We start from the raw sequence: 25,066 nt of genomic DNA on the forward strand, positions 1-25,066 counted from the left end.
CCCTTTTCTGCTCAATCTGCAGGCACTAGCGTCGACGACGTGGCCCAGGAGCGCTCGTGCGCGACCACCGCCCCCGTAGCCTCGGAGTGAGCTACGGGAGGCCAGAAATGGCCTCCCGCTTGACAACACCCCCACAACCACCGAGGCCGAGACGGCCTCGGAGTGAGCTACGGGAGGCCAGAAATGGCCTCCCGCTTGACAACACCCCCACAACCACCGAGGCCGAGACGGCCTCGGAGTGAGCTACGGGAGGCCAGAAATGGCCTCCCGCTTGACGCTCACTCCCATTCGATCGTCCCGGGCGGCTTCGACGTCACGTCGAGTACCACTCGGTTAACCTCCGGCACCTGATTCGTAATGCGGTTCGAAATGCGTGCAAGCACGTCGTACGGCACCCGAGTCCAGTCAGCCGTCATCGCGTCTTCCGATGAGACAGGACGCAGCACCACGGGATGCCCGTACGTGCGACCGTCGCCCTGCACCCCCACCGAGCGCACATCGGCCAGCAACACCACCGGACACTGCCAGATCTCACCGTCAAGGCCCGCTGCGGTGAGTTCCTCGCGAGCGATTGCGTCTGCAGCGCGCAGCGTTTCCAGTCGATCTTCGGTTACCTCCCCGATGATGCGGATCCCAAGTCCAGGACCGGGGAACGGCTGGCGCGAAACTATCGCGTCGGGCAGACCAAGCTCACGACCGATCGCCCGCACCTCGTCTTTAAACAAGTCACGCAGCGGTTCAACCAACTCAAAGGTCATGTCTTCGGGAAGGCCGCCGACATTGTGGTGACTCTTAATATTCGCGGTGCCCGATCCGCCGCCGGACTCGACAACGTCGGGGTACAGCGTGCCCTGCACCAGGAAGCGGATCGGCTCGCCATCCTCCTCAGCTGCCTCAGCAACGAGTTCGGCCTCGGCCTGCTCGAAGGTGCGAATGAACTCGCGGCCGATGATCTTTCGCTTCGTCTCGGGATCAGTCACCCCAGCGAGCGCGGTTAGAAACTGCTCCCGCGCATCCACTGTCACGAGGCGCACTCCCGTGGAATCGACGAAGTCTTCTTCCACTTGACGTCGCTCGTCTTGACGCAAGAGGCCGTGATCCACAAAGACACAGACGAGCTGCTCGCCGACGGCCTTCTGCACCAGCGCGGCGGCCACCGCCGAGTCGACACCACCCGAAAGGCCACAAATCACCTTGCCGTTGCCCACCTGGGCGCGGATTCGATCCACCTGTTCCGCGATCACGTTGCCAGCGTTCCAGTCCGCAGGAATTCCCGCGACCTCGTGCAGGAAGTTTTCAAGCACACGCTGCCCATGATCGCTGTGCCGCACCTCGGGGTGCCACTGCACGCCGTACATCTTGCGCTCGGCAGAACCGAACGCGGCGACGGGCGTAACCGAGGTTGAGGCTAAGACCTCGAACCCTTCGGGCGCCTGCTGCACCGCATCGCCGTGACTCATCCAGACGTTCTGTTCGACTGGCTGCCCAGCCAGGATCGCACCGCCACCGCCCAGCACCGTCGTGGGCGTTGCGCCATACTCGCGATCACCAGTGTTGCCGACCTCGCCGCCCAGCGCTCGAGCCATCACCTGGAACCCGTAACATATGCCGAACACCGGTATGCCCAACTCGAATATGCCGGCGTCAAATTGCGGGGCGCCCTCTTCGTAGACCGACGACGGCCCACCCGAAAGCACCACTGCGAGCGGTCGCTTCGACACAACCTCAGCCACGGAAATGGTGTGGGGCACAAGTTCGGAGAACACGCCCGCCTCGCGCACGCGGCGCGCGATGAGCTGCGCGTACTGTGCGCCAAAGTCAACGACGAGCACCGGCTGATGCGCGGTCTGGGAATTTGCGGTCATGGGCGGCCTTCCGAGGAGTGTGCGGCTTCTGCCGCGGGAGAGTCAGGGGAAAATTGGGGGTCTTGCGGTGTGCCGCCCGGATCTGCGTGCGAGTCAAGAAAGGCGTTCACCTGACGTGCAACACGCACCTCGAGGAAGAACGAAAGCAGCGGAATGACGCCACCGAGCGCGAGCACCAGGAACTTCATAAAGTTCCATCGCATCGGGCTCCACAGCATGAAATTCGAGATCAAATACACAACGTAGAACCATCCGTGTGCGATCAGGATCGCCTTAAAGAGGTCAAATCCGGCTGGCTGGTAGTCACTCTCAACACCTTCGGGCGCAAGCGGCTCGAACGAGGCAATGCCATCGGGTGTGAATAGAAAGAGTTGCACCTGAAACGCATACTTCATCACCATTACCGCGCACAGCAGCAACAGCATGGTGCCGGTGATCACTGAAGTGACTTTGTACACTTTCAGCGCCCGACGGATCCGTGGGTAGTCGGCTGGTTTGGGCTGCAGAACCATGGGGTCCATTCTATTCGAGTGCGAGACTGTGGATCGGCGGACGCCCGCAGGCGAAACCGGTTCGGCCTGTCAGCCGCCGGCGCTACCGGTGCCGTGGTCGCCCGCGCTGTGGGTCACGGACCCGGCAGCGGCAAGCAGTTGAAGTTCGTGCTCCTTCTCCCACGCGTCGCGGGCGAGTCGATACCAGAAGTAGATCGCGAAACCCGCGAACACGACCCACTCGACAGCGTAGAAAAGATTGAGCCAGTTCACCTTTTCAACCGGGAGCGGCGGCACAGATTCGATGGTGATCAGACCGAGGGATTCGATCACCTCGCCCGCGATTTGGCCCTCCCCCTCGCCCGGATGCATGACCAGAAAACCGCCGTACGCAGACCCCTCAAAGGGCTGCCAGAGGTTGACGAGCTGAGCTGGAGCCATGCTCGCGATACGCATCGGGTTTTCTTCACCCCTCGGCAGTACCGCACCGTCCGGAGGCATGTATCGCCCTTCGACCTCAAGAGATGAACCTTGCGAAGCGAGTCGGTCCTCGAGTGCGGCTATCGCTCGCGCAGCTTCAGCGTCCGTTCGAGCCCAACCGATTGCCACGGCGAGGTGTCCGTCTTCCGTCACGAGGTGACCGCTCACCCAAACACCCTGCTCCTCGCCGTGCATTCGCTGCTCGACAATCCGAAAATCTCCAGGCACGAGGGCGCCAGATGTCGAGACCACCATCCCTGCTGCGGTATCGGCCACAGAGGTGCCTGCATCGGTAACCTCGGAAATCGGCCGCGAGATCTCGCTGCTTGCGGCATCGTCATTCTCGGCCTGAATCGCGAAACTCATCTGCCACTGCCCGAGCCAAGCGAAGGCGGCCGCGACGACGAGCGCGAGTAACAGCGCACCGATCCACTGCGGTCTGCGCATTACCTGCCCGAGCGTCGGTTCACCCGTGTACTGCGGGCGCCGCGAGACGGTCGATGTGGTGCTGATGGTGCAGCGCTCCTTGACTGGACTGAGTGCGAGTTTCGCGCTCCGCAGGGGGATCGCGACACCCCCAGATTGTAGCCTTCGAGACTGAACTGAATCTGGTGGTGTGCCGCAGGAAGGGGCTGCGTGCGGCCAGTAAACGGAGCTGCTGTCAGGCGGACGGCTCGGGGGCGCCGAGTCGCACGCGATCCGCAGCTTCGTCGGTGAACTGCTGTTGGCTCGCGATCTCCGCTTCGACCCGGGCCAGGTAGCGCTCAACCTCAGTTTCGGTGCGTGACTTCGACCAGCCGAGCACGCCCGCCATCAATGCTGCGGCGACCGGAGCTGCGGAGACCCCGCGGTCCCACGCCTCAATGGAAATCCGGGTACGCCGAGCAAGCACGTCGTCAAGATGCAGCGCACCCTCGTGACTGGCTGCGTACACCACCTCCGCCCCGATGTAGTCGTCGGCGCCGGGCAGCGGATCTGCCAACTCGGGTCGCTCACGAATCAGGTCGAGGAGCTCGCCCGTGAGCGAGCCGTACCGACGCAACAGGTGCTCGATGCGGGTGGGATGCACGTCAAACGCACGCGCAACCCGATTGCGCCGATTCCACGCCGCCTTGTAGCCCTCCGCGCCCAAAAGCGGCACGTCGTGGGTAATCGACGCCGGCACGCGGCCATCGAGCGCGTCTGCCGCAGCATCAATGGCGTCCTTTGCCATCACACGGTACGTTGTCCATTTACCCCCAGCGACCATCACAAGGCCAGGCACCGGCTGCGCCACAAGATGCTCGCGCGAGAGCTTCGAGGTCTCATCGCTTTCACCAGCAAGGAGCGGCCTCAGGCCGGCGAATACGCCTTCGACGTCGTCGCGTGTGAGTGGCGTCGCCACAACCCGATTGACCTGTTCGAGCAGATAGTCAATATCGGCGGCTGTCGCCGCGGGGTGTGCCTTGTCGAGCTTCCAATCGGTGTCGGTCGTGCCGATGAGCCAGTGTCGCCCCCAGGGGATAACGAACAGCACACTTTTCGCCGTGCGCAGCAGCAACCCGTACTTTGATCGAAAGCGATCGCGCGGCACCACCAGATGGATGCCCTTCGACGACCGCACCGAGAACGTGGCGCGCTCCCCCACGAGTTCCTGCAGGTCACTCGTCCAGACGCCAGTGGCATTGACCACCTGCTTGGCGCGAATCTCGAACGTCTCGTCGGCCATCAGGTCGCGCGCGGTCACGCCGACCACCCGCTCGCCAACTTTGAGGAATCCCTCGACGCGCACCCTGCTCGCGACGTGAGCACCATATGACGCGGCGGTGCGGGCAAGCATCGCGACATATCGCGCGTCATCGACCTGAGCGTCACTGTAACTCAGCCCCCCACGAAATGCGCCTTTCCGCAAACCAGGCGCATCACGTTGCAATCCCCTGCGCGAGACGTGGCGATGCCACGGCACCCCTGGCGTCTGACCGCCGGAGCGGGCGAACAGGTCGTACAGCATCATTCCGGCGCCGACGTAGGCGCGTTCGATAACGGGAGCAGTTACGGGGTACAAGAATCGCACGGGGCGCACCAGGTGAGGCGCAATCCGCTGCAGGAGCAAGCCGCGTTCGGTGAGCGCCTCGCGCACGAGCGAGAAGTTCATTTGCTCCAGATAGCGGATCCCGCCATGCACGAGCTTCGACGACCGGCTGGAGGTACCAAAGCCCCAGTCGCGCGACTCGACCATTCCTGTGGACAATCCGCGGGTGACGGCATCGAGCGCAGCGCCAGCTCCGGTAATGCCCCCGCCGATGACAAGCACATCGAGCTCGTGTTCGGAATCTCGAAGCGTGGCAAGCGCCGCATCGCGCTCTGCAGGCCCCAGCCGATCGGTGCTTCGTGATTCCTGCGTTGCCATGGTTCCTACCGCTCTGCGTACACGATACCGACGCGCTGAAATTCTTTCAGCTCGGAGTAGCCGGTGGTGGCCATAGCCCGTCGCAGTGCGCCAATAAGGTTGGCGGTGCCGTCTGCGACGTGCGCGGGCCCCGCAATGACCTCGGTCAGCGGCGCCACCCCACCCACGCGCATGCGCTTGCCGCGAGGAAGGTCATCATGATGAGCCTCCTGGCCCCAGTGCCACCCTTGCCCCGGAGCGTCAGTCGCGCGAGCGAGCGTCGCACCGAGCATCACCGCATCGGCTCCGCAGGCGACCGCCTTAATTATGTCGCCTGAGGTACCGAGCCCACCGTCGGCGATCACGTGCACGTAACGCCCACCCGACTCGTCAAGGTAGTCGGATCGAGCTCCAGCGATGTCTGCGATTGCTGACGCCATCGGTGCGCGGATACCAAGAGTGGCGCGGGTTGTCGAGGAAGCACCGCCGCCGAAGCCGACGAGCACACCGGCTGCGCCCGTGCGCATGAGGTGCAGCGCCGACTGGTAGGTCGCCGCGCCCCCCACGATTACCGGAACGTCGAGTTCATAGATGAACTGCTTCAGGTTGAGCGGCTGGCGGCCATCGACCGACACATGTTCGGCAGACACCGTATTGCCCCGAATCACGAAAAGATCAACGCCTGCTTTGACGACCGTGTCGTGAAACTCTGCGGTGCGGTGCGGCGACAGTGCGCCCGCGACTGTGACACCGGCCGCTCGAATCTCACCGAGACGATCGCGAATGAGTTCTGGGCGAATCGGCGCAGCGTACATCTCCCGCATGCGCTTGACCGTGTCAGCGTCATCACTCAGCGTCGCGAGTTCGTTGAGCAGCGGCTGAGGATCCTCGTATCTGGTCCACAATCCTTCGAGGTTCAGCACACCGAGTCCGCCCAGACGCCCCAGAGCGATCGCCGTCTCAGGAGACATCACGGAGTCCATCGGCGCACCCAGCACGGGAATTTCGAACTGGAATGCGTCAATCGACCACTGGGTCGAGACGACCTCTGGGTCGCGCGTTCGTCGGGTCGGCACGATACCGATCTCGTCGAAGGTATAGACGCGTCTCGCACGCTTTCCGCGGCCGATTTCGATCTCGTTACTCACGACACCAGCCTACCGGCTCAGAGTGACTCCGAGATGAACGCGTCACCTCCGGTAGTTCGGTGCCTCAACAACCATCTGCACGTCGTGCGGGTGACTCTCTTTCAGGCCAGCTGCGGTGATGCGCACGAACTGGCCGCGCTCCTTGAGCTCATCGATCGATCGCGCACCGACGTAAAACATCGACTGGCGCAGCCCACCGATGAGTTGGTGTGCAACGGCACCGGCCGGGCCACGGTAGGGCACCTGTCCCTCGATACCCTCGGGGATCAGCTTCTCGTCGCTCGGGACATCGGCCTGAAAATAGCGATCCTTCGAGTACGAAGTGCGCTCGCCTCGGGTCTGAAGCGCTCCGAGCGAGCCCATGCCCCGATACGTCTTGTATTGCTTCCCACCCACGAAGACGAGATCGCCCGGGCTCTCGTCGGTGCCGGCGAAGAGCGAGCCGAGCATGACCGATGAGGCACCTGCTACCAGGGCTTTGGCGATGTCGCCTGAGTACTGCAATCCGCCGTCGGCGATCACGGGCACGCCGGCCGGAGTCGCCGCCTTCGCTGCCTCATACACCGCGGTGACCTGGGGCACCCCGACGCCGGCAATCACCCGCGTCGTGCAGATCGAGCCGGGACCGACCCCCACCTTCACTGCGTCGGCGCCTGCTTCGACGATGGCGCGCGCGCCAGCGTAGGTCGCGACATTCCCGCCAATGACATCGATTGCAGCAAACGCCGGATCGGCCTTGAGCTTTGAGATGATATCGAGCACACCCCGGCTGTCACCGTTCGCGGTATCGACAACGAGTACGTCGACACCGGCTTCGAGCAGTTCGCCAGCGCGTTTCCACGCATCCCCGAAGAACCCAATGCCGGCACCCACGCGCAGCCGCCCGGCGTCGTCCTTCGTGGCGTTGGGATACTGCTCTTCTTTGTCGAAATCCTTTACCGTTATCAGCCCGGTCAGCTTGCCACTCTCGTCGACCAGCGGCAGCTTCTCAATCTTGTGCTTATTGAAGATCTCCGCGGCATCTGTGCGCGAGATCCCCACGGGTGCTGTCACGAGTGGCATCCGAGTCATTACCTCACCGACGCGCAGCGTCGCGCGCTCGGCCGGATCGATGAACCTCATATCACGGTTCGTGATAATTCCCACGAGCGTGCCCTGCTTGTCGATCACCGGAAGACCTGACACGCGATATTCGCCGCATACCGCGTCAACCTCCGCGACAGTCGCATCGATGGTCGTGGTCACCGGATTCGTAATCATTCCAGCTTCGCTGCGCTTCACCCGGTCAACCATTTCGGCCTGATCCTGAATCGAAAGATTGCGATGCAAAATGCCAATGCCGCCATTGCGCGCCATCGCCACCGCCATCCGAGTTTCAGTCACCGTGTCCATCGCGGCCGAGACTAGCGGCATGCCGAGTCTGATGCGCCGCGTCAGCTGTGTCGAGGTGTCCGCCTCACTCGGGATCACGTCGGTGTGCGCCGGGAGCAGCAGCACGTCGTCGTAGGTGAGTCCGGTGAAGGCGAACGGATCGCGCTGTTCCATGAAGACCTCTTCTGCAGATCGGTGCGGTGGGAGCGAACGACGCCGTCCTGTGGCCGGAGTATGGCCGTCTGTCTAGTGTAATCGCAGCGAGCCGAGTGCATGCTCGCAACGGACCCTAGGGCGCTGGTTGCGTCGCAATTTCGGCAGTAGTGACCTCGGGTTCTCGCGTTCCCACGGGAAGCGCTCGCGAGCGCCGCATGGCCACGACCATGTCGGTAACGAGGATGACTAGCGCGATCCACACAGCAACAAAGCCGATCCAGCGTGCCAGCGGCATCTCCTCGTGGAAGATGAAGTATCCGCTGAGAAACCCCAAGATTGGAGTCAAGAACTGAATAAAACCAAGGTGAGACAGCGGCAAGCGTCGATTCGCGGCACCAAAAAGAAGGAGCGGAATTGCGGTTGCGACTCCGCTCAGAAGAAGGGGAATTGTCACCGCCGGCCCATGTGTGAAGGCAGTGAGCGAGCCACCCAGCAGCACCAGTGCAAGTAACTGTAAGGCCGCGACTGGCAGAGCAACAAGGGTCTCCACCGTCAGCCCGGAGAGCGGATCGATATCCTCGCTGGCCTGCTTGCGCACCGCCCCGTAGAGGGCGAACGTCACGGCCAACCCGAGAGCGAGCCAGGGGAAACTGCCGTAGGCAATCGCACCAATAATCACTCCCGTGCTTGCAATTCCGACCGCCGCCCACTGCGCTCGGCGCAGTCTCTCTCGGCGCACGAGGACACCGATAAACACAGTCATGAGTGGATTGATGAAATAGCCGAGCGAGGCCTCGAGAATCTGGCCAGTGACTATCGCGATCACAAAGATCTGCCAGTTCGCATAGAGCAAGATCGACGAGACCGCGAACCATCCCAGTTGTTTGGGGGATTTGAAAACCCGCGTCAGGGCTCCAAACGAACGCATGACCACAACCGCGATAACGCAAAAGACAACCGCGGTCATAACTCGCCACGGCACGATTTCGAGGGGATCTATCGGACTCAGCAAGGTAAAGAAGAGCGGGAACGCGCCCCACCACAGGTACGCTGCGACACCGTAGAAATAGCCCGAACGATTCGTCACCACGCCAGCCTAGTACCATTGCACAGTCTCTCAATGCACACAAAAAGAGGGGCCGGTGCACTGCACCGACCCCTCCCAGAACCCTGAGAAATTAACGCACAACTACCGCGAGGATGTCGCGAGCCGAGAGCACGAGGTACTCGTTGCCCCCGTACTTGACCTCGGTGCCGCCGAACTTCGAGTAGAGCACGATATCGCCCACGGTGACGTCGAGCGGCACGCGGTTTCCATTGTCATCAATACGGCCGGGGCCTACGGCCATGACCTCGCCCTCCTGGGGCTTCTCCTTAGCACTGTCGGGAATAACCAGACCTGAAGCGGTCGTCTGCTCTGCTTCGACCTGCTTGATAACAATGCGATCTTCGAGCGGCTTGATGGAGACCGACACGGGTGACCTCTTTCTTGAAGCGGAAAACTAGTACTGCGCCCAAGGGCGGGCGCCCTGTTGGAATTCTATGGTCTCCGCTAGCACTCTCGCAAGGTGAGTGCCAGCATCGTGCACCGGTATCGCGGCGGGCGAACAGGTTAGGAGCCAGACATCGCCACCTAGCCCGCCGCGAATAGCTCAAAGTTCCACAGTTTCACGACGGCTGTTTAACCAATATTTGGCTCCCCTATGGGATAATCATGAGTGACTGATCGGGGCAACAGAGCCCGTCAGCTGAATTGAGGAGTCCCCTATGACGACCCCCTACGACCCGAACCAGCAGCCCGCAACCCCGCAACAGCCCGCTGCTCCCCAGTACGCACCTCCGCAGCAATACGCGGCTCCACAGCAGCCCGCGAACCCGCCCACAAACACGATGGCGATCATCGCGCTAATCGCCTCCATCATCGTGAGTTTGGTCGGCGTGATCCTCGGCCACATTGCGCTGAGCCAGATCAAAAAGACTGGCGAGGGTGGCCGCGGCCTTGCGATCGCCGCGCTCATCATCGGCTACATCGGCGTCGCCGCTTGGGTGGTTGCTATCTTCGTGTGGATCGCGATCATCGCTTCGATCGGAATGAGCGGCGTCAGCTACTAGTCACGTCCGATACCGTCACCGCACAGAAAGAAACTATGTCAACTCCCATTCCGCCCGTCCCCGAGCAGCAGACTTCGGCGCTGCCAGACGCAAACCAATTCGAGCGAAGCGAGCCCGGATTGCTGGTTCAGGACGAACAGCAGGCCAGCTACCAGCCCGAGGCTCTGCGCCCGGCGCCTCCGACCACTCTGGCGCACATGAACGCGTATGCGCTCATCGCCATCGTTCTCGCTTTCATCCAGCCGATCGCTGGCATCGTCTTCGGCCACATGGGCATGAGCCAGATAAAGCGCAACGGTGACACCGGCCGAGGGGTAGCGCTGACCGCGCTCATCATTGGATACGTGATGATCGCGGGTGCGATTATCGCGGTCATCTCCTACTTCGCGTTCATTGCGATCATGCTCGCGACCATGGGGGCAGCCTTTTCCGAGTTCGATCCTTCCGGGTTCGACGACTCGTTCTAATCAGGTGAAGCCATTTCACAGCGGGCCTCGGGGGATCACCTCGGGGCCCGCTTCACGTACAACCCCACCCGGCTGGTCTACGCTCTTCACACCTTCCGGTCGCGATCAACTCACGGAGGTTGAACGCGAACTCGCGAGTGGTGTGGGCGCCTTCGAGTTGGGTGCGCGCCTGCGCGCCCAGGGTGTTCCGCCCGACGAAGCTGCGGCGCTGCTGAGCCAGGCGGATCTCCGCCGCAAGGCCACACTAAAGTTCGGCCGCGCCGCCGGGCGCTACCTGTACACCCCGGCCGGACTCGAGCAGGCCACTCGGTCCATCGTCGCCGACACCCACGCACAACGTTTCGCGGCTGCAGGATGTCGGGTAGTCGCCGATCTGGGCTGCGGTATCGGTGCGGAGTCTCTCGCACTGATGGCTGCGGGCCGTGAGGTGCGAGCCGTCGAGATTGACCCCTTTACCGCGCAGATCGCAGATTACAATCTCTCCATCGCATCCGGCAGTTCTGAGTCGGTTCCTCCTCGAGTTTCCGTAGGCGACGCGGAAGCGATGAGTTTCGCGGGAATTGATGGAGTGTTTCTGGATCCCGCCCGGCGCACCGCGGGCCACCGTGATACTCGCAGGCTCTCCTCCCCCGCCGACTACTCTCCGTCACTCGAGTTTGCGTTCGGCCTTGCCGACCGCTTGCCCACTGGAGTGAAGCTGGGCCCTGGTTTCGATCGAGAGCTCATCCCGGAGGCAGCGGAAGCTCAGTGGATCTCCGTTGATGGCCAATTGGTTGAAACCGGGCTCTGGTTCGGCTCGGTTGCTCGACCTGGTGTGGGCCGTGCAGCACTCGTGGTGCGTGGGGACGCGAAGCACGAGATGACTGCCGCAGTGGATCATCTTGATGCCGACACGCGTGAGCTAGGGAGCTATCTCTACGAGCCCGACGGCGCGGTGATTCGGGCGCGATTGATTGGTTTGCTCGCCGAGCAGTTGAATGCCGGGATGGTGAGCGATGCAATCGCTTACCTCACTGCCGACTCGCTCGTGCAGACCCCCTTCGCACAGGCATTCCGCGTGATTGAGGAGTTGCCTGGTCAGGAAAAGCAGTTGCGCCGAGCCCTCTCAGAGCGAGGAATCGGTTCGCTCGAGATCAAGAAACGCGGGGCCGACGTAGACCCGGCGGCACTGCGCTCCAGGCTGAAGCTGCGGGGGCCGAATCGAGCCACCCTGATCCTCACGCGGGCGCAGGGGCGACACATCACACTTCTCGCGGAACGCTGCTCGATGCCTCCTACGTTCGGCAACCCCGACTAGGCGCGCTCCACCGCGACCGGGTCTCCGGCAAGACGCAAGCCAACTAGCTCGTCAACGGAGAAGCACTCACTCGCCGAGTGTTGTACGGCCAAGAGCTCACCGTCTTGTAGGCGCACCACTGTTCGTCGCTGGGCACCGAGGAAACCACTCGAGACCACCACCGCTCGGGTGCCCGCGCCCGGACGCGCATCGCGATCCTCTGGGCGTGCCTGATCGGTGAGTCTGCTCAGCAAGAACTGCTCGGGCCGCACAAACGCGTGCACTGCAGAACCCTCCCGCAGCCCTACTGCACCAATTACCGGGAGCTGCGTGTCGAAAATGTTGACCCGATCGCCAAGGAGCGTTCCCGGTACTCGATTAGATTCACCAATGAACTGAGCCACGAACGATGTTGCCGGGCGCCGATACAGCTCCTCCGGCGCACCGAGCTGTTCGATCACCCCGTCTTTCATTACGGCGACCCTATCGGCGACCGCGAGCGCTTCTTCTTGATCGTGAGTCACGAAGATGGTGGTGATACCCAGCTCGGTCTGAATCGCTTTGATTTCGTCGCGCAGGCGCACACGCACCTTCGCGTCGAGCGCGGAAAGCGGCTCGTCAAGCAGCAGCGCCCGGGGCCTAGTCACGAGTGCGCGCGCAAGCGCCACTCGCTGCTGTTGCCCTCCCGACAGCGTGTGTGCATAGCGATCGCCAAGGTGCGCGAGCCCCACGAGCTCGAGCGACTCCTCCACTCGCGCTGTTCGCTGCGGCCCGGCAACCTTACGCATACGCAGACCGAACTCAACGTTCTGTCTGACGGACATGTGCGGGAAGAGCGAGTAAGCCTGAAAGACCACGCCCATATCGCGCTTATTTGCTGGCACGCGCGCAATGTCGGCCCCGTTGACGGTGATCTCACCGCTCGTAACCGTTTCGAGCCCGGCGAGGCAACGCAGCAATGTGGTCTTTCCGCAGCCCGAGGGCCCGAGGAGCGCGATGAACTCGCCCTGTTGCACGTCAAGATCGATTCGGTGAAGAACCGCATTCGAGCCATATGTCTTGGTCACGCCGGTGAAGGTGATGCTGGTGCCGTTTGACCTCGGCTCGGCAGCTGTATCAGCCATTCGTGCCGACCTCCTTCTGTTGAGAATTGCGTTTGCGGCCTAAGGAGTTCACCGAAGCGAACGCGAACAGCAGCGCAAAGACGATAATGAGCGAGAGGAGCGAGGTGATCACTGCCGCATACGGGTCACTCTTGGAGACCTCGACAAGCGCAACCTGCATTGTGACGCGGTTGAGAAGTGAAGATACCGTGAATTCGCCTAGCACGATGGCTGCCGTAATCAGCGTGGCGCTCGTGAGCCCGGTTCGTAACCCGGGAGCGATGATACGCGTAAGCACGGTGCGCCTACTCGCACCGAGGGTGCGCGCAGCTTCGGCCATAGCTACCGCGTTCATCCCCTGAAGATCGGAGGCGATCGCACGATAGGCAAAGGGCAAAACTAAGACACCGTAGGCGAGGCTGAGTGTCCACACCCCACTGCCAAGAAACTGTGTAATGACCCGGTACAGGGGCGCGAACCCGACAACGAGCACGATGGCGGGGACGGCGAGAGGCAGCACGGAAAGCAACTCGAACGCTCGCGCAAGTTTCGGAAACTGCAGGTGCACCAGCACGAGGGTGGGGAGAAAGAGCACCCATACGATCGCGATCGTGAGCACCGCCAGCATCAGCGAGTTGGTGATGCCCCTCACGAGATTGCGATAGGTGCGTTCGTTTTCCGGGTTGAACAGAGCCAACCAGTGCTCGACTCCGATGCCGCCGCCCTGCAGCCGGAATGTGAACCACAGCATTGAAACGATCGGGACGAGAAACAGCCCACAGATCACCACAAAGATTGTGCGGCGCAGCCAGGGAGCGGGGAGTCCGTTCACCGAACGCACCACGCGGGCGCTCAGTTCAGTGCTCATCCTTGCCACCTTGCGGCCCGACGATGCAGCGCGGAATAGCCCAGCATGACGATGAGCATCACGAGCAACATGCCGAGAGCCAGTGCACCCGCTGAGTTGGCACGACTCACCCCGGTCTCTGCGATAAGCGCTGCGCGAATCTGCAGGGGCACGATCTGGGCACCCTGACTGATCAGCGCGGCAGCGGTCGCATACGACGAAAACGCGTTCGCAAATAGCAGCAAGAGAGAACCAAGAAACGACGGCGCGAGGATCGGGCCCGCGACGCGCGCCCAGTAGGTCAGTACTCCACCACCGAGCGTTGCGCTCGCCTCGGCCCACTCTCGCCGCAGACCCTGCATGGCGGGGAAGAACACAATGACCATGAGGGGAACCTGAAAATAGAGGTAGGGCAAGATCAGGCCCGGAAGCTGATACAGCCACACGCCGTTCTCGAAAATGTCCAGACCGAATTGCTCCCGCAACAGCACGGTAAGAATGCCTTGGATGCCTATGGTCGCGATGAACGCAAATGCCAGCATGACACCACCGAACTGAGCGAGCACACTGGACGCAGCATCTATCGCGCGACGCAAGGTACCGCCCTCCCGCGTGCCAAGCAGGGCGTAACACAGGAGAGCGCCAATTACAGCGCCGAGCAGCGCTGTAAGTGCACTCACCCAGATTGATGCCCAGAAGGTCTGCAGCACTGTGGGTTCACGGAGCACTGCAAAGTTATCGAGCGTCAGCGCACCGTCTGTGTCGAAGAATCCGGTACCTATCGCTAAGGTCGCGGGAAGTGCCAGAAAGGCGAGTAGGTAGAGTGCAAACGGTGTGAGACCGAGCCACTTCATGAGCATGTCCAATCGTGGATGGATCGTAGTGCCGGGTATCGCCCGACACTACGACCCAAAGCCCGGCCAGTTACCCGATGACGCCGGGCCAGGCAGCGGCAAGCAGTTCATTCGCTGCAGCAGCCTGAGCCTCATCGGCGCTTACGAGTTGCTCGGGAAGCCCGCCTGCTGACATCAACGCCTCGGCATCAACGGTGCCGGCCGCTTCCATTGCCGCGAGACGTACCGGGAACGCGCCGCTCTCAAGGTACAGATTCTGCACGATGTCGCTAAAGATCCACTCCTGCCACAGTCGAGCCGCAGCAGGGTGCGGCGCGTCTTTGTTGATCGCCTGGTTGTAGTAGGCACCATAAGCCACACCGGGCAGCACGAGATTCTCCCAGGAAGGTACGTTCTGCTTCTCGGCGATGTTGTTGTACGACCAGTCGAAGACCACGGGAGTCTCCCCCGAGGCGATCGTCGCGGGGGTGGGGTCAACCGTGAGGAAGTTGCCCGCGGCGTTCAGCTCGGCGAAGAAATCGATGCCTGTTTGGAAGTTGTCAAGGCTGCCGTCATTTTGCACGGTGGCGAGGCCAACCCCCGCGAAGGCTGCACCCGCCTGCGTCGGGTCGCCATTGAGCGCCACGGATCCCTTGTACTTCTCACTTAGAAGATCATCGAGCGATACCGGGGCATCAACCAACTCCGTGTTATAGCCGATCGACATCAGGCCGGTGTAATCGTTCACCCAGAGGCCGGTGGCCTCCTTGTTCTCGGCAGGGATGTCGGCCCAGGTTTGCACCTGGTAGGGAGCGAAGTACTTGAGACTATCGAGCGCGACCGCAGTGCCGAGATCGAACACGTCGGGGGCGGTGTCCTGGCCTTTGAGGTTCTCGGCAGCCTGAATCTCTTCGGCGCTGGAGACATCCGGTGACGCTGAGTTTACGGTGATCCCGTACTCGTCCTCGAACGCGGCAATAATCTTGCCGTAGTTGGCCCAGTTCTCGGGAAGCGCGATCACATTCAGTTCACCCTCGGCCTGCGCTGCAGCGACCAATGCGTCGAACCCGCCGAAGTCCTCGGCGCTGGTAGCGGTTGCGGCATCGACAGCGGATGGGGTATCCGGAGAATCGGTCGTCCCTGAGCTGCAGGCGCTCAGGCCAAGCAGCGCCAGCGTGGCGATTGCTCCGGAAGCGATGAGATTGCGACGAATCACGGTGGTCCTCTCGCGGCCCGCCCCGCCCGCTGATCCGCGGGCTCCAAGAGTCGGGCACCAGAGCCACCCTAAAGATCTCGATGAAACAGGAGACCACCTCGAAATGGACACGACCTGTCGCGAAAGTGAACGGCATCTAAATTCCGTTCAGTCGCGCGGCTGGGCCAGGTCAGGGAGCGTTCTGGCCGATCTCTTCGTCGTCCCACATCGGGTTCGAATGGTTGCGAGCCTGAGTACTGTTCAACACGCGAATTCGTGTTGCCACAGGGCCCTACTGAGACTGCACGCACTCAGCATGACCCCGTGGCCAGAACGGTCACCCGATGTGTCGTTCGGCAACCCCGTTGTATGCAGACAAAGGGCGGATCAGCGCATTTGATCTTTGCTGCTCAATGATGTGCGCGGTCCAACCGGTAACACGGCTCGCAACAAAGAGCGGCGTGAAGACTTCCGTGTCGAAACCCAGCAGGTGATAGGCAGGTCCTGATGGATAATCAAGGTTGGGATAGATCCCCTTGCGTGCGACGAAATCGGCCTCGAGCGCATCGTAGAGTGCGATGAGTTCGGTCGCTCCACGCTCGGCGATCAGCACGTCAAGCGCGGCCTTCATCGTCGGTACCCGGGAATCGCCGTTGCGGTACACCCGGTGACCGAACCCCATGACTTTTCGTTTCGCAGCGAGAGCCTCGTCCAACCAAGGCTTCACGTTCTCAGCAGTGCCAATGTCACTGAAGATGTGCATGACCGCCTCGTTCGCTCCCCCGTGCAATGCGCCCTTGAGGGCCCCAATCGCTCCGGTGACCGCTGAGTACAGATCCGACGTTGTGGAAGTGATGACGCGCGCCGTAAACGTCGACGCGTTGAAGGAGTGCTCTGCATAGAGAACCATTGAGATACGAAACACGTCGATCGCCGCGGCAGACGGAAGCTCGCCGAACGTCATCCACAAGAAATTGGCCGAGTAGTCGAGGTCGTCGCGCGGCTCGATCAGTCCGAGCCCGCGGCGCCTGCGCTGAATGTAGGCGACGACAGCTGGAAGCTGGGCGAAGAGCCGCTCAGCCTTCGCGAGGTTCGCCTCCATCCCTTCCGAGTTTGCGTCAGGGTCGAGGGCCCCGATTGCACTGACTGCGCTTCTCGTGAGATCCATCGGGTGTGCCTCAACCGGCAATAGATCAATCGTTGCCTTTACCGCTGGATCGAGGCTCCGCATCGCTCGTTCACGCGCGCTGAACGCAGTGAGCTCATTTGGGCCCGGAAGCTCTCCATGCCAGAGAAGCCACGCGACCTCCTCAAAAGAGCACTTGGCCGAGAGCTCCTGCACGGGATACCCGCGATAGAGCAGCGAATTGCTCTCGGGGTTCACCTTCGAGATGGCCGTCTCATCGACGATAACCCCGGCAAGTCCCTTTTTGATTTCAGTCGCGTGTTCAGTCATTGCAGTTCCTCCTTGAACCCTATTTTTCGACCGAGAAGTTGAAGATGTTCGCATCGAATCCGGCATAGCTCTCGTAGTCGATGAGCTCGTACAGTTCGGCTCGGTGCTGCATCTCGTCAAGTCGGCTCGTGAGGGACCCCTCCGCGGTTATCGTATCGAGCGCGCGCGCCGCAGCTCCCATCGCCATGCGCAGCAGTGAGACAGGGTAGATCACGAGATTGATCCCGACAGACGCGAGCTGATCGGTGGTAAACAGTTCGCTCTTCCCGAACTCAGTCATGTTCGCGAGCACCGGAACATCGACTGCTTCACGAATCGCAGCGAACTCCTCAAGGGACCGCATCGCTTCGGGGAAGAGCGCGTCTGCGCCGGCGTCAACCAGGGCCTTCGCCCGATCCTGCGCAGCCGACAACCCGTCTACTGCTCGGACGTCGGTGCGCGCCATGATGAGGAAGTTCGGATCCCGCCGCCCTTCCACCGCCGCGCGAATGCGCCGCACGGCAACGTCAAGACCGACCACTTCCTTCCCGTCTAGGTGTCCGCACCGCTTCGGGTTAATCTGATCCTCGATGTGGAGGCCCGAGACACCGGCATTCTCCATCTCCTGCACGGTTCGCGCCGCGTTCATCGGCTCCCCGAAGCCCGTGTCTGCATCAATGAGCGTCGGTAGCTCCGTGACTCGCGCGATCTGCGCACCTCTTCCGGCCACCTCTGTGAGCGTGGTCAGGCCGATGTCGGGAAGCCCAAGGTCGGCTGAGAGCACGGCGCCCGAGATGTACACACCGTCGAAGCCTTTTTCCTCGATGAGCTTCGCCGAAAGTGGGTTGAAGGCGCCAGGCACCCGCAATAGCCTTCCGCTCGCAAGCTCTTCGCGAAACCTTGCCCGCTTGGCCTCAGCAGTGATCGTTGAATACAGCACGCGTGGCTCCCTAGAAGATTCCGGCAGACGGTCGCACAGCACTCAGGAGCCCTGGGCGTGCCTGGATCGTGAGGCCGCCCAGTTCGGCGCTGGTGAGCTCAGGGAGACGCTGGGCGAGGTCGAGGAAGCGTTCAATTTCGGATTGCTCGAGCACTTCCTCTGCGAGCATGCGGAACTTCTGTACGTACTGTTCACGGGCGAAGGGCCGGGCACCGAGCGGGTGGGCGTCAGCCACCGCGATTTGATCGCGGATCACGCGCCCGTCAGTGAGCACAATCTCTACTGCGCCCCCGAACGCCTTCTCTCCTATGTCGAGTGAGTGGTAGCGCCTCGTCCATTCGCTGGATTCAATTGTGGTGGTCTTGTGCCACAGTTCAACAGTGTCGGGGCGTGCCGCACGGTCGGGAGCGTAGGAGCGCTCGTGATGCCACTCGCCGTCTTGCAGGGCGACGGTGAAGATGTAGGGAATCGAGTGATCGAGCGTCTCTCGACTCGCTGTGGGATCGTACTTCTGCGGATCGTTTGCACCCGAGCCGATGACGTAATGGGTGTGGTGGCTCGTCTCGATCACGATGCGTTCGACGTTCGCCGGGTCGATGATTTCGGGATGCTCGCGATTCAGCTTGCGCGCGAGGTCGATCCAAGCTTGCGCTTGGTACTCGGCCGAGTGTTCCTTGGTGTAGCTGTCGAGAATGGCGCGCTTCGCCTCACCCTTTTCTGGCAGGGGCACTTCGTATCGAGCCTCCTTACCACCCAGCAGCCAGGCGATCACCCCGTCCTCACCCTCATAGATCGGAGTGGGGCTGGTTTCTCCGCGCATCGCGCGGTCGACGGCCTCTACCGCCACCTTGCCGGCGAGAGCCGGAGCGTGGGCCTTCCAAGACGAAATCTCACCCTTGCGCGACTGTCGGGTCGCCGTCGTGGTGTGCAGCGCCTGACCAATAGCCTGAAACACAGTCTCGGTGTCGAGGCCGAGCAGAGTGCCAATGCCTGCCGCGGCGGAGGGTCCGAGGTGTGCCACGTGATCGATCTTGTGCTCGTGGAGACAGATCGCTTTCACCAGGTCGATCTGAATCTCGTACCCGGTGAGGATTCCGCGCACGACATCGTGACCAGTCAGCGAATGGGACTCTCCCAGGTGCTGCGCAACGGCGACGATAGCCGGGATATTGTCTCCGGGGTGTGAGTAGTCGGCCGCCAAGAACGTATCGTGATAGTCCAGCTCGCGCACCGCCACACCGTTTGCCCACGCCGCCCACTCGGGTGAGTGGCGGTCACTTGCGTTCAGGCCGAAGACGGTGGATCCCGAGCCACCGACAGATGCCGGATGCTGCTGCGCCTGCTGGCGCGCTGCGCTCGGTGCAGATCGAGTCAGCGAAGCTGCTGCCACTGACGCATTATCGATCACCCGATTGACGGCCATCTCTACAGCCGCTGCATCGAGCGGGGCTCGGTCAGTCGCGACCTCCGCGATCTTCCAGGCCAGCTGCTCGGATCGCGGCAGTGGCTCGTCGCTGCGGTACACGCGTACGGGGTGAAGTTTGGTCATGCTGGTTCCTTTACTGAAGAGACAGTGGGGTGTTCTAACGAAAGCTCTGCGTCACGTTCGGCAAGACGCTTGCGTGCGTGATCCAGACTGCGGTGCAAATGCACGCGCACGGCGTTCGCCGCGAGTTCGGGGTCACGCCATGAGATGGACTCGGCGATTTGGCGGTGCTCGCTTGCTGACTCGGCGAGCCGCGCAGGGCGGTCCTGCGCAAGGCGACGCACTCGTGCGAGTCGCAGTCGGACCTGGGCAAGCGAGGCCGCAAGCGCTGGGCTGGCCGCCGCAGTATCGATGGCAAGGTCGAGGCGCGCTGCGAGATCATAGGTCGCGTCTCGATCGGCTACCGGCCCGTCAGGGCCCGGAAGTGATGCAGCGAGCGCAGCGAACTCGTCAGCAAGCCGCGTGAAGGTCTCGGGATCGCCGCGAAGTGCGGCTAGCCGGGCAGCTTGGGTGTCGAGACCTTCACGCAGTTCGGTTAGGGCAGTGACATCTTCCGGGGAGATCGGTGCGACAGCCACCCCGCGCGCGCCCTCGGGCACGATCAGTCCGTCGGCGAGTAGCCTCCCGACCGCCTCCCGCAGCGGGGTTCGGGAGACCCCCAACCGTGCTGCGGTCTCAACCTCGGCGATCACCTCGCCGGGCGAGAGCGCCAACTCGAGTATGTCCCGCCGGAGCATACGGTAGGCACGATCGCTTGCCCGCTCACTCATCACACGCTCCATGTATACATAGTTACGAAATTCCCCTCACAAGTCAAGCAATTAACGTATTTTGTATACAAGCGAACGAGCAATGCCTCAATTGGCGGTGCCATAGCTCAAAGCCAGGGAACAAGCCCATCCCGACTGAATCGCGGGATTGAGTTCAACTGGCACCGTCGAAGAATGATGGGATCCAGAATGGCGAAGTAGGCCGTCGCCACGAAGGCAACCCGACCAACACGCTGAGAAAACACAAAGTGCCCGCCACCAAAGACGGTAGCGGGCACAAAGGGAAAAGGTTACTGATCAGCTGACACCGAGTAGATCAATCACGAAAATGAGGGTCTTGCCGGCGAGTGGATGCCCCCCAGAGGTTCCGTAGGCTTGGGCCGGAGGAACGATGAGCTTACGGCGTCCACCCACCTTCATTCCGGGGATACCGATCTGCCATCCCTGAATAAGAGAGCGAAGGGGGAAATTGATCGACTCGCCGCGTCCCCATGAGCTGTCGAACTCCTCGCCCGATTCGAAGTCAACACCGAGGTAATGCACATCCACGGTCGAACTCGCGAGCGCCTCCTCCCCGTTTCCCTCGATCACCTCGACGATCTGCAACTCGGTGGGTGCAGGTCCGTTAGGAAATTCGATTTCGGGTTTTGTCCGCGCTAATTCACTCATGGCTCCATTCTGTCCGGTTTTCCGGCTAGTCGTGGTGAACGTTCGCTGTCAGGGAAAGTACACACACCTCCATGCCATACGCTTGATACGTGAAGTTTGCGCATGTGACCCGGGCAGGGAGTCATCAGCCGGAACTTGTCATCGTTTCAGGTGATCGTTTCGTCGCGATGAAAGATATTGGTGAACCGTTTTCAACTTTGCAGGAGTTGATTGAGGCTGGCCCAGACGCGTGGGATCGGGTGCGTTCGGGCGCCGCGGAGTCGTCGGACACCTCGCCACTGAGCGACGTCGTCTACGCCTCCGCTGTTCTTGATTCCCCTATCGTGCTCGCAGTAGGTCTGAACTACGACGAGCACGCGAGCGAGCTTAATCTCGACAATGACTCCGGCCCAGTGCTGTTTTCGCTCTTCCCCAATTCGCTCAACGGGCACGGCCAAGACGTTCCGATTCCCACCCATCTCAGCGAAGAGGTGGATTACGAGGGCGAACTTGGCGTCATCATCGGCAAGGCGGCGAAGAACGTCCGCGCCGAAGATGCGCTCGATTACGTGTTCGGGTACACCGTGGTGAACGACATCACCGCGAGAAACATCCAGTTTTCCGAGCCGCAGTGGTCTCGCTGCAAGTCCTTCGATGGGTTTTCGCCGGTGGGTCCGGTCGTGGTGACCTCCGATGAGATTCCGGATCCCCACGCACTGCACCTGACCACAGACGTAGATGGGCTGCGCGTGCAAGATTCAACGACCAAGTTCATGATTCGTTCGATCCCCCAGCTCATCGCCGCGATCTCGCAATCGCTCACCCTTTTGCCCGGCACACTCATTTCTACTGGTTCACCCGGCGGCGCTGGACGCTCGCGCAAGCCGCCACTGTACTTGACGCCAGGCACTGAGGTGACGGTCACTATCGAAGGCATCGGCGCGCTGACCTCGCACTGCGTACAGGCCTAGCAACGCAAGTGGGGGGTGTGGATCAGCAGATCCACACCCCCCACTCGTGTTCAGGCGGTTAGACCTCGCCTCTCTCGCTCTCAATATGCGGGATTGGACCGGTCTCTGGCGCAGGCTCGAGTCCCGCGAGACGGGCAGGCTGCAGGATCTCAGCCAACTGCTCCGCGTTCAGGAGCCCGTGAGAAATGACCAGCTCGGCAACCTTCTCCTTTGTCGCAAGAGCTTCCTTCGCAAGCTTCGAAGCCTCCGCGTAGCCAATCACGGGAGCCAACGCAGTGATGACGGTGACGGAACGCGCCACGGTGTCAGCCAGGTGGTCTTCATTCGCGGTAATGCCATCGACGCAGTTGACGCGGAGGGTCTGGCACGCGCGCTCAAGCCAGGTGATGGACTGGAAGAGGGAGTGGGCGATGATCGGCTCGAATGCGTTGAGCTGGAGCTGCCCGGCTTCCACCGCCATAGAAACGGTAACATCGGCGCCAGCAACAGAATAGGCCACCTGGGAGACAGCTTCCGGGATAACCGGGTTGACCTTACCCGGCATGATGGATGAGCCAGCCTGACGTGCTGGCAGGTTGATCTCACCAAATCCGGCTTGAGGCCCGGAGGAGAGAAGCCGAAGGTCGTTCGAGATCTTCGAGAGCTTCAGCGCACTGCGCTTCAGCGCACCAGAGAAAGTGATGAACACGCCGGTATCACTCGTCGATTCGACGAGGTCACCTGCGGAAACGAGCTCAAGGCCGGTGATGTCGCGGAGATGACGCACGACGGCTTCCTTGTAGCCTCGCGGTGCGTTGATCCCTGTGCCAATCGCCGTGGCACCCATGTTTACCTCAAGAAGGAGCGTGACCGCCTCAGTGAGGCGCTCAATGTCTTCGCGGAGGGTCACCGCGAACGCGTTGAATTCCTGACCCAATGTCATCGGAACAGCATCTTGGAGCTGGGTTCGGCCCACCTTGATGATGTGAGCAAATTCCCGACCCTTTGCAGCAAACGAGTCGGCCAACAGAGCAAGCTCGTCAAGCAGGCTCGTGAGCGAGAATGCGAGCGCGATCTTGATAGCGGTCGGGTAGGTGTCGTTCGTCGACTGGCTGTGGTTCGTGTGATCGTTCGGGTTGATGAACGAATAGTCGCCCTTCTGGCGGCCGGCGAGTTCGAGCGCGCGGTTCGTGATGACTTCGTTCGCGTTCATGTTGGTTGAGGTTCCGGCACCGCCCTGCACGACACCCACGACGAACTGATCGAGCAGCATGCCGTTCTTCACCTCTTCGCAGGCGCGATCGATCAGAGTAGCGCGCTGCTCGTCAAGCGCACCGATTTCGAGGTTAGCCCGCGCGGCCGCCTGCTTCACGCACGCAAACGCGCGCACGAAATCGGGATAGACAGAAATTGGGCGGCGAGCGATAGAGAAGTTCTCTTGCGCCCGGGCGGTGTGCACCCCCCAATATGCGGATGAGGGTACCTCAACGCTGCCGAGCGAATCGGTCTCAGTACGGGTCTGGGATGACAGGAAGTCACTCACGGTAATTCGGCTCCGAAGATAGACGCGAGCGGCGGATCGAGCCGCCGCAGTACGGCACTAAGCCTACCCCGGACAGGGGCGCTTCGAAGGTATGCACCGTCGTGATACTCACCGGCCACACCCGACGGAGATCCTAGAACTTACCGCCCATATCGAGCAGGCGACGGATGCGATCCGGAATCGGCGGATGAGTCGCAAACAATCTCTGAGCAAGACCGGGCTTTAACGGGTCGGCGATCCACAGGTGAGCCATGCTGCTGCTCTGCTTCTGGAGAGGTCGCCCATATTCTGAGAGCTTGTGCAGGGCGCTCGCCAGGCCTTCAGGATTGCGAGTGGTGAGTGCGCCCGTCGCGTCAGCTAGGTACTCGCGCTGCCGAGAAACAGCCAGTTGCACCAGACTTGCGACAATTGGGGCCACGATCATGGCCACCAGACCGAAGATCAGAACCGCTGGGTTGCTGTTATTGCGGCTGAAGAAAGCGATCCGAACGAACATGTCTGCGAGCATGCCGACTGCCACCACGAGCCCGTAGACGATCATCGATACCCGAATATCGTAGTTGCGCACGTGACCGAGCTCGTGGGCCATCACACCTTCGAGCTCTGCGTCAGTCATGATGTCGAGGAGCCCCGTGGTCGCCGCAACCATGGCTTGCTCGGGATTTCTGCCCGTTGCGAAGGCATTGGGGGCCGGGTCGTTCACGAGGTAGACCTGAGGCATAGGCGTTCCCGTTGTGATCGCCAGGTTCTCCACAATACGGTACAGCCTGGGATTGTCTGCCTCGGAGATCTGCCGAGCGCCGCTCATCGCGATTGCTTGCTTGCCCGCGGAAAAGTACTGGAAAGTCGCGTATCCGCCCGCGAAGAGCACGACCCAAATGACGATCGCGGGTGAACTATAGATATAGGAAGCAAGGAATCCGAGACCACCGATGATCACGACGAAAAACAGAATGATCAACACACTGTTGACTTTGTTGCGCCGGATTGCGCGATACACCGCGGCCTCCGCTTAGAACTGGATGCGCGGTGGTTCCGAAATCGCCGCAACGTCGTCGACCTCAAAGAACTCGCGCTCGGTGAACCCAAACATCTTTGCGAAGATATTGTTCGGAAAAATCTGGATCTTCGTATTCAGCTCGCGCACCCCACCATTGAAGAAGCGACGAGCCGCCTGAATCTTGTTTTCCGTGTCTACGAGATCGCTTTGCAGCTGGAGGAAGTTCTGACTGGCTTGGAGCTGGGGATAGGCCTCTGCGACTGCAAAAATGCTCTTTAGCGCCTGCTGCATGTGCCCTTCCGCGACCGACGCCTCTGCCGGGCCCTGCGCCGAGATCGTCTCTGCCCGCGCCTGAGTCACCGATTCAAACACACCGCGCTCATGGGCCGCGTACCCCTTGACCGTTTCGACCAGGGTCGGAATGAGATCGGCACGACGCTTCAGCTGCACCGTAATATCGCTCCACGCCTCATCAACCCGCACGCGCAGGGTGACCAACGAGTTGTAGGTAGCCCAAACATAAATGCCGAGAACGACGATAATTCCTACGGCGACAAGGATTGCGATCAGTGACCCACTCAT

General features: G+C 61.4%; 24 protein-coding genes. 4 read left to right on the forward strand and 20 right to left on the reverse strand.

The genetic code is table 11. The features are described 5' to 3' along the window. Positions 1–278 precede the first annotated feature (278 nt). From guaA to groES, 8 genes are all read right to left on the reverse strand, one after another. Positions 279–1,865 (reverse strand): glutamine-hydrolyzing GMP synthase, encoded by a 1,587-nt coding sequence (gene guaA / locus ACTNFJ_RS07180; protein WP_435905719.1) that lies wholly within the window; start codon positions 1,863–1,865, stop codon positions 279–281. Then, on the reverse strand, positions 1,862–2,377 hold the full coding sequence (locus ACTNFJ_RS07185) for a DUF3817 domain-containing protein (RefSeq protein ID WP_435905720.1): 516 nt from the start codon (positions 2,375–2,377) through the stop codon (positions 1,862–1,864). Before ACTNFJ_RS07185 ends, guaA begins: the two co-directional genes overlap by 4 nt. 69 nt (positions 2,378–2,446) lie before the next feature. Further along, positions 2,447–3,283, reverse strand: coding sequence for an SURF1 family cytochrome oxidase biogenesis protein (locus ACTNFJ_RS07190; protein WP_435905721.1), 837 nt, complete (start codon positions 3,281–3,283; stop codon positions 2,447–2,449). 214 nt (positions 3,284–3,497) lie between these two features. Then, the gene (locus ACTNFJ_RS07195; RefSeq protein WP_435905722.1) at positions 3,498–5,225 is read right to left on the reverse strand and encodes a glycerol-3-phosphate dehydrogenase/oxidase; all 1,728 of its coding nucleotides are present in this window, start codon (positions 5,223–5,225) and stop codon (positions 3,498–3,500) included. Positions 5,226–5,230: 5 nt separating this feature from the next. Further along, positions 5,231–6,352: a GuaB3 family IMP dehydrogenase-related protein gene (locus ACTNFJ_RS07200; protein ID WP_435905723.1), complete on the reverse strand. Its 1,122-nt coding sequence runs from the start codon at positions 6,350–6,352 to the stop codon at positions 5,231–5,233. 42 nt (positions 6,353–6,394) lie between these two features. Beyond that, positions 6,395–7,897, reverse strand: coding sequence for an IMP dehydrogenase (guaB, locus tag ACTNFJ_RS07205; protein ID WP_435905724.1), 1,503 nt, complete (start codon positions 7,895–7,897; stop codon positions 6,395–6,397). Between the two features lie 115 nt (positions 7,898–8,012). Then, positions 8,013–8,966: an EamA family transporter RarD gene (gene rarD / locus ACTNFJ_RS07210; protein WP_435905725.1), complete on the reverse strand. Its 954-nt coding sequence runs from the start codon at positions 8,964–8,966 to the stop codon at positions 8,013–8,015. A 91-nt stretch (positions 8,967–9,057) separates the two neighbouring features. Beyond that, complete coding sequence (groES, locus tag ACTNFJ_RS07215; RefSeq protein WP_435905726.1) at positions 9,058–9,354, reverse strand: co-chaperone GroES; 297 nt, start codon at positions 9,352–9,354, stop codon at positions 9,058–9,060. A gap of 292 nt (positions 9,355–9,646) precedes the next feature. Here groES and ACTNFJ_RS07220 point away from each other — a divergent pair, with 292 nt between their 5' ends. Genes ACTNFJ_RS07220 through ACTNFJ_RS07230 form a run of 3 tightly spaced genes read left to right on the forward strand, consistent with a single transcriptional unit; the run spans position 9,647 to position 11,755 of the window. Beyond that, the gene (locus tag ACTNFJ_RS07220; RefSeq protein ID WP_435905727.1) at positions 9,647–9,991 is read left to right on the forward strand and encodes a DUF4190 domain-containing protein; all 345 of its coding nucleotides are present in this window, start codon (positions 9,647–9,649) and stop codon (positions 9,989–9,991) included. Positions 9,992–10,026: 35 nt separating this feature from the next. Continuing rightward, entirely contained in the window at positions 10,027–10,458 is a 432-nt protein-coding gene (locus ACTNFJ_RS07225; RefSeq protein ID WP_435905728.1) for a DUF4190 domain-containing protein, read from the forward strand. A 4-nt stretch (positions 10,459–10,462) separates the two neighbouring features. Beyond that, complete coding sequence (locus ACTNFJ_RS07230; protein WP_435905729.1) at positions 10,463–11,755, forward strand: class I SAM-dependent methyltransferase; 1,293 nt, start codon at positions 10,463–10,465, stop codon at positions 11,753–11,755. On the opposite strand, the gene ACTNFJ_RS07235 is transcribed toward ACTNFJ_RS07230, so the two are convergent. From ACTNFJ_RS07235 to ACTNFJ_RS07275, 9 genes are all read right to left on the reverse strand, one after another. Beyond that, the gene (locus ACTNFJ_RS07235; protein WP_435905730.1) at positions 11,752–12,858 is read right to left on the reverse strand and encodes an ABC transporter ATP-binding protein; all 1,107 of its coding nucleotides are present in this window, start codon (positions 12,856–12,858) and stop codon (positions 11,752–11,754) included. The two genes, ACTNFJ_RS07230 and ACTNFJ_RS07235, sit on opposite strands and share 4 nt — an antisense overlap. Next, positions 12,851–13,705: an ABC transporter permease gene (locus ACTNFJ_RS07240; protein ID WP_435905731.1), complete on the reverse strand. Its 855-nt coding sequence runs from the start codon at positions 13,703–13,705 to the stop codon at positions 12,851–12,853. The genes ACTNFJ_RS07235 and ACTNFJ_RS07240 overlap by 8 nt, the downstream gene beginning before the upstream one ends. After that, positions 13,702–14,538, reverse strand: coding sequence for an ABC transporter permease (locus tag ACTNFJ_RS07245; RefSeq protein WP_435905732.1), 837 nt, complete (start codon positions 14,536–14,538; stop codon positions 13,702–13,704). The genes ACTNFJ_RS07240 and ACTNFJ_RS07245 overlap by 4 nt, the downstream gene beginning before the upstream one ends. A 70-nt stretch (positions 14,539–14,608) precedes the next feature. Further along, entirely contained in the window at positions 14,609–15,733 is a 1,125-nt protein-coding gene (locus ACTNFJ_RS07250) for an ABC transporter substrate-binding protein (RefSeq protein WP_435905733.1), read from the reverse strand. A 316-nt stretch (positions 15,734–16,049) separates the two neighbouring features. Continuing rightward, a complete protein-coding gene (locus ACTNFJ_RS07255) occupies positions 16,050–17,168 on the reverse strand; it encodes a bifunctional 2-methylcitrate synthase/citrate synthase (protein ID WP_435905734.1) in 1,119 nt (372 codons plus the stop codon). 19 nt (positions 17,169–17,187) lie between these two features. Continuing rightward, the gene (gene prpB / locus ACTNFJ_RS07260) at positions 17,188–18,087 is read right to left on the reverse strand and encodes a methylisocitrate lyase (protein ID WP_435905735.1); all 900 of its coding nucleotides are present in this window, start codon (positions 18,085–18,087) and stop codon (positions 17,188–17,190) included. Positions 18,088–18,097: 10 nt separating this feature from the next. Further along, the gene (locus tag ACTNFJ_RS07265) at positions 18,098–19,636 is read right to left on the reverse strand and encodes an MmgE/PrpD family protein (protein ID WP_435905736.1); all 1,539 of its coding nucleotides are present in this window, start codon (positions 19,634–19,636) and stop codon (positions 18,098–18,100) included. Beyond that, on the reverse strand, positions 19,633–20,343 hold the full coding sequence (locus tag ACTNFJ_RS07270) for a GntR family transcriptional regulator (protein ID WP_435905737.1): 711 nt from the start codon (positions 20,341–20,343) through the stop codon (positions 19,633–19,635). The genes ACTNFJ_RS07265 and ACTNFJ_RS07270 overlap by 4 nt, the downstream gene beginning before the upstream one ends. Before the next feature lie 297 nt (positions 20,344–20,640). Next, the gene (locus ACTNFJ_RS07275) at positions 20,641–21,012 is read right to left on the reverse strand and encodes an FKBP-type peptidyl-prolyl cis-trans isomerase (protein WP_435905738.1); all 372 of its coding nucleotides are present in this window, start codon (positions 21,010–21,012) and stop codon (positions 20,641–20,643) included. Positions 21,013–21,101: 89 nt separating this feature from the next. On the opposite strand from ACTNFJ_RS07275, the gene ACTNFJ_RS07280 reads away from it, so the two are divergent. Next, positions 21,102–21,962 carry a fumarylacetoacetate hydrolase family protein gene (locus tag ACTNFJ_RS07280; RefSeq protein ID WP_435905739.1) on the forward strand — a complete coding sequence of 287 codons (861 nt, stop codon included), beginning with the start codon at positions 21,102–21,104 and terminating at the stop codon, positions 21,960–21,962. 58 nt (positions 21,963–22,020) lie between these two features. Here the strand turns inward: ACTNFJ_RS07280 and ACTNFJ_RS07285 are convergent, their stop codons facing one another. The 3 genes from ACTNFJ_RS07285 to ACTNFJ_RS07295 all read right to left on the reverse strand — a co-directional run bounded on the left by ACTNFJ_RS07285 (position 22,021) and on the right by ACTNFJ_RS07295 (position 25,066). Then, complete coding sequence (locus ACTNFJ_RS07285) at positions 22,021–23,484, reverse strand: aspartate ammonia-lyase (protein ID WP_435905740.1); 1,464 nt, start codon at positions 23,482–23,484, stop codon at positions 22,021–22,023. 133 nt (positions 23,485–23,617) lie between these two features. Continuing rightward, positions 23,618–24,484, reverse strand: coding sequence for a M48 family metalloprotease (locus ACTNFJ_RS07290; RefSeq protein ID WP_435905741.1), 867 nt, complete (start codon positions 24,482–24,484; stop codon positions 23,618–23,620). 12 nt (positions 24,485–24,496) lie between these two features. Then, the gene (locus tag ACTNFJ_RS07295; protein ID WP_435905742.1) at positions 24,497–25,066 is read right to left on the reverse strand and encodes a LemA family protein; all 570 of its coding nucleotides are present in this window, start codon (positions 25,064–25,066) and stop codon (positions 24,497–24,499) included.

Origin of the sequence: Leucobacter shiyiweii (genome assembly GCF_052446065.1) — a bacterium.
Classification (GTDB): domain Bacteria; phylum Actinomycetota; class Actinomycetes; order Actinomycetales; family Microbacteriaceae; genus Leucobacter.

Excerpts from the sequence above, each read along its gene's own strand:
- guaA (WP_435905719.1), bottom strand. The coding sequence starts at position 1,865 with ATGACCGCAAATTCCCAGACCGCGCATCAGCCGGTGCTCGTCGTTGAC.
- ACTNFJ_RS07185 (WP_435905720.1), bottom strand. The coding sequence starts at position 2,377 with ATGGTTCTGCAGCCCAAACCAGCCGACTACCCACGGATCCGTCGGGCG.
- ACTNFJ_RS07190 (WP_435905721.1), bottom strand. The coding sequence starts at position 3,283 with ATGCGCAGACCGCAGTGGATCGGTGCGCTGTTACTCGCGCTCGTCGTC.
- ACTNFJ_RS07195 (WP_435905722.1), bottom strand. The coding sequence starts at position 5,225 with ATGGCAACGCAGGAATCACGAAGCACCGATCGGCTGGGGCCTGCAGAG.
- guaB (WP_435905724.1), bottom strand. The coding sequence starts at position 7,897 with ATGGAACAGCGCGATCCGTTCGCCTTCACCGGACTCACCTACGACGAC.
- ACTNFJ_RS07220 (WP_435905727.1), top strand. The coding sequence starts at position 9,647 with ATGACGACCCCCTACGACCCGAACCAGCAGCCCGCAACCCCGCAACAG.
- ACTNFJ_RS07225 (WP_435905728.1), top strand. The coding sequence starts at position 10,027 with ATGTCAACTCCCATTCCGCCCGTCCCCGAGCAGCAGACTTCGGCGCTG.
- ACTNFJ_RS07235 (WP_435905730.1), bottom strand. The coding sequence starts at position 12,858 with ATGGCTGATACAGCTGCCGAGCCGAGGTCAAACGGCACCAGCATCACC.
- ACTNFJ_RS07240 (WP_435905731.1), bottom strand. The coding sequence starts at position 13,705 with ATGAGCACTGAACTGAGCGCCCGCGTGGTGCGTTCGGTGAACGGACTC.
- ACTNFJ_RS07245 (WP_435905732.1), bottom strand. The coding sequence starts at position 14,538 with ATGAAGTGGCTCGGTCTCACACCGTTTGCACTCTACCTACTCGCCTTT.
- ACTNFJ_RS07255 (WP_435905734.1), bottom strand. The coding sequence starts at position 17,168 with ATGACTGAACACGCGACTGAAATCAAAAAGGGACTTGCCGGGGTTATC.
- ACTNFJ_RS07265 (WP_435905736.1), bottom strand. The coding sequence starts at position 19,636 with ATGACCAAACTTCACCCCGTACGCGTGTACCGCAGCGACGAGCCACTG.
- ACTNFJ_RS07270 (WP_435905737.1), bottom strand. The coding sequence starts at position 20,343 with ATGAGTGAGCGGGCAAGCGATCGTGCCTACCGTATGCTCCGGCGGGAC.
- ACTNFJ_RS07275 (WP_435905738.1), bottom strand. The coding sequence starts at position 21,012 with ATGAGTGAATTAGCGCGGACAAAACCCGAAATCGAATTTCCTAACGGA.
- ACTNFJ_RS07295 (WP_435905742.1), bottom strand. The coding sequence starts at position 25,066 with ATGAGTGGGTCACTGATCGCAATCCTTGTCGCCGTAGGAATTATCGTC.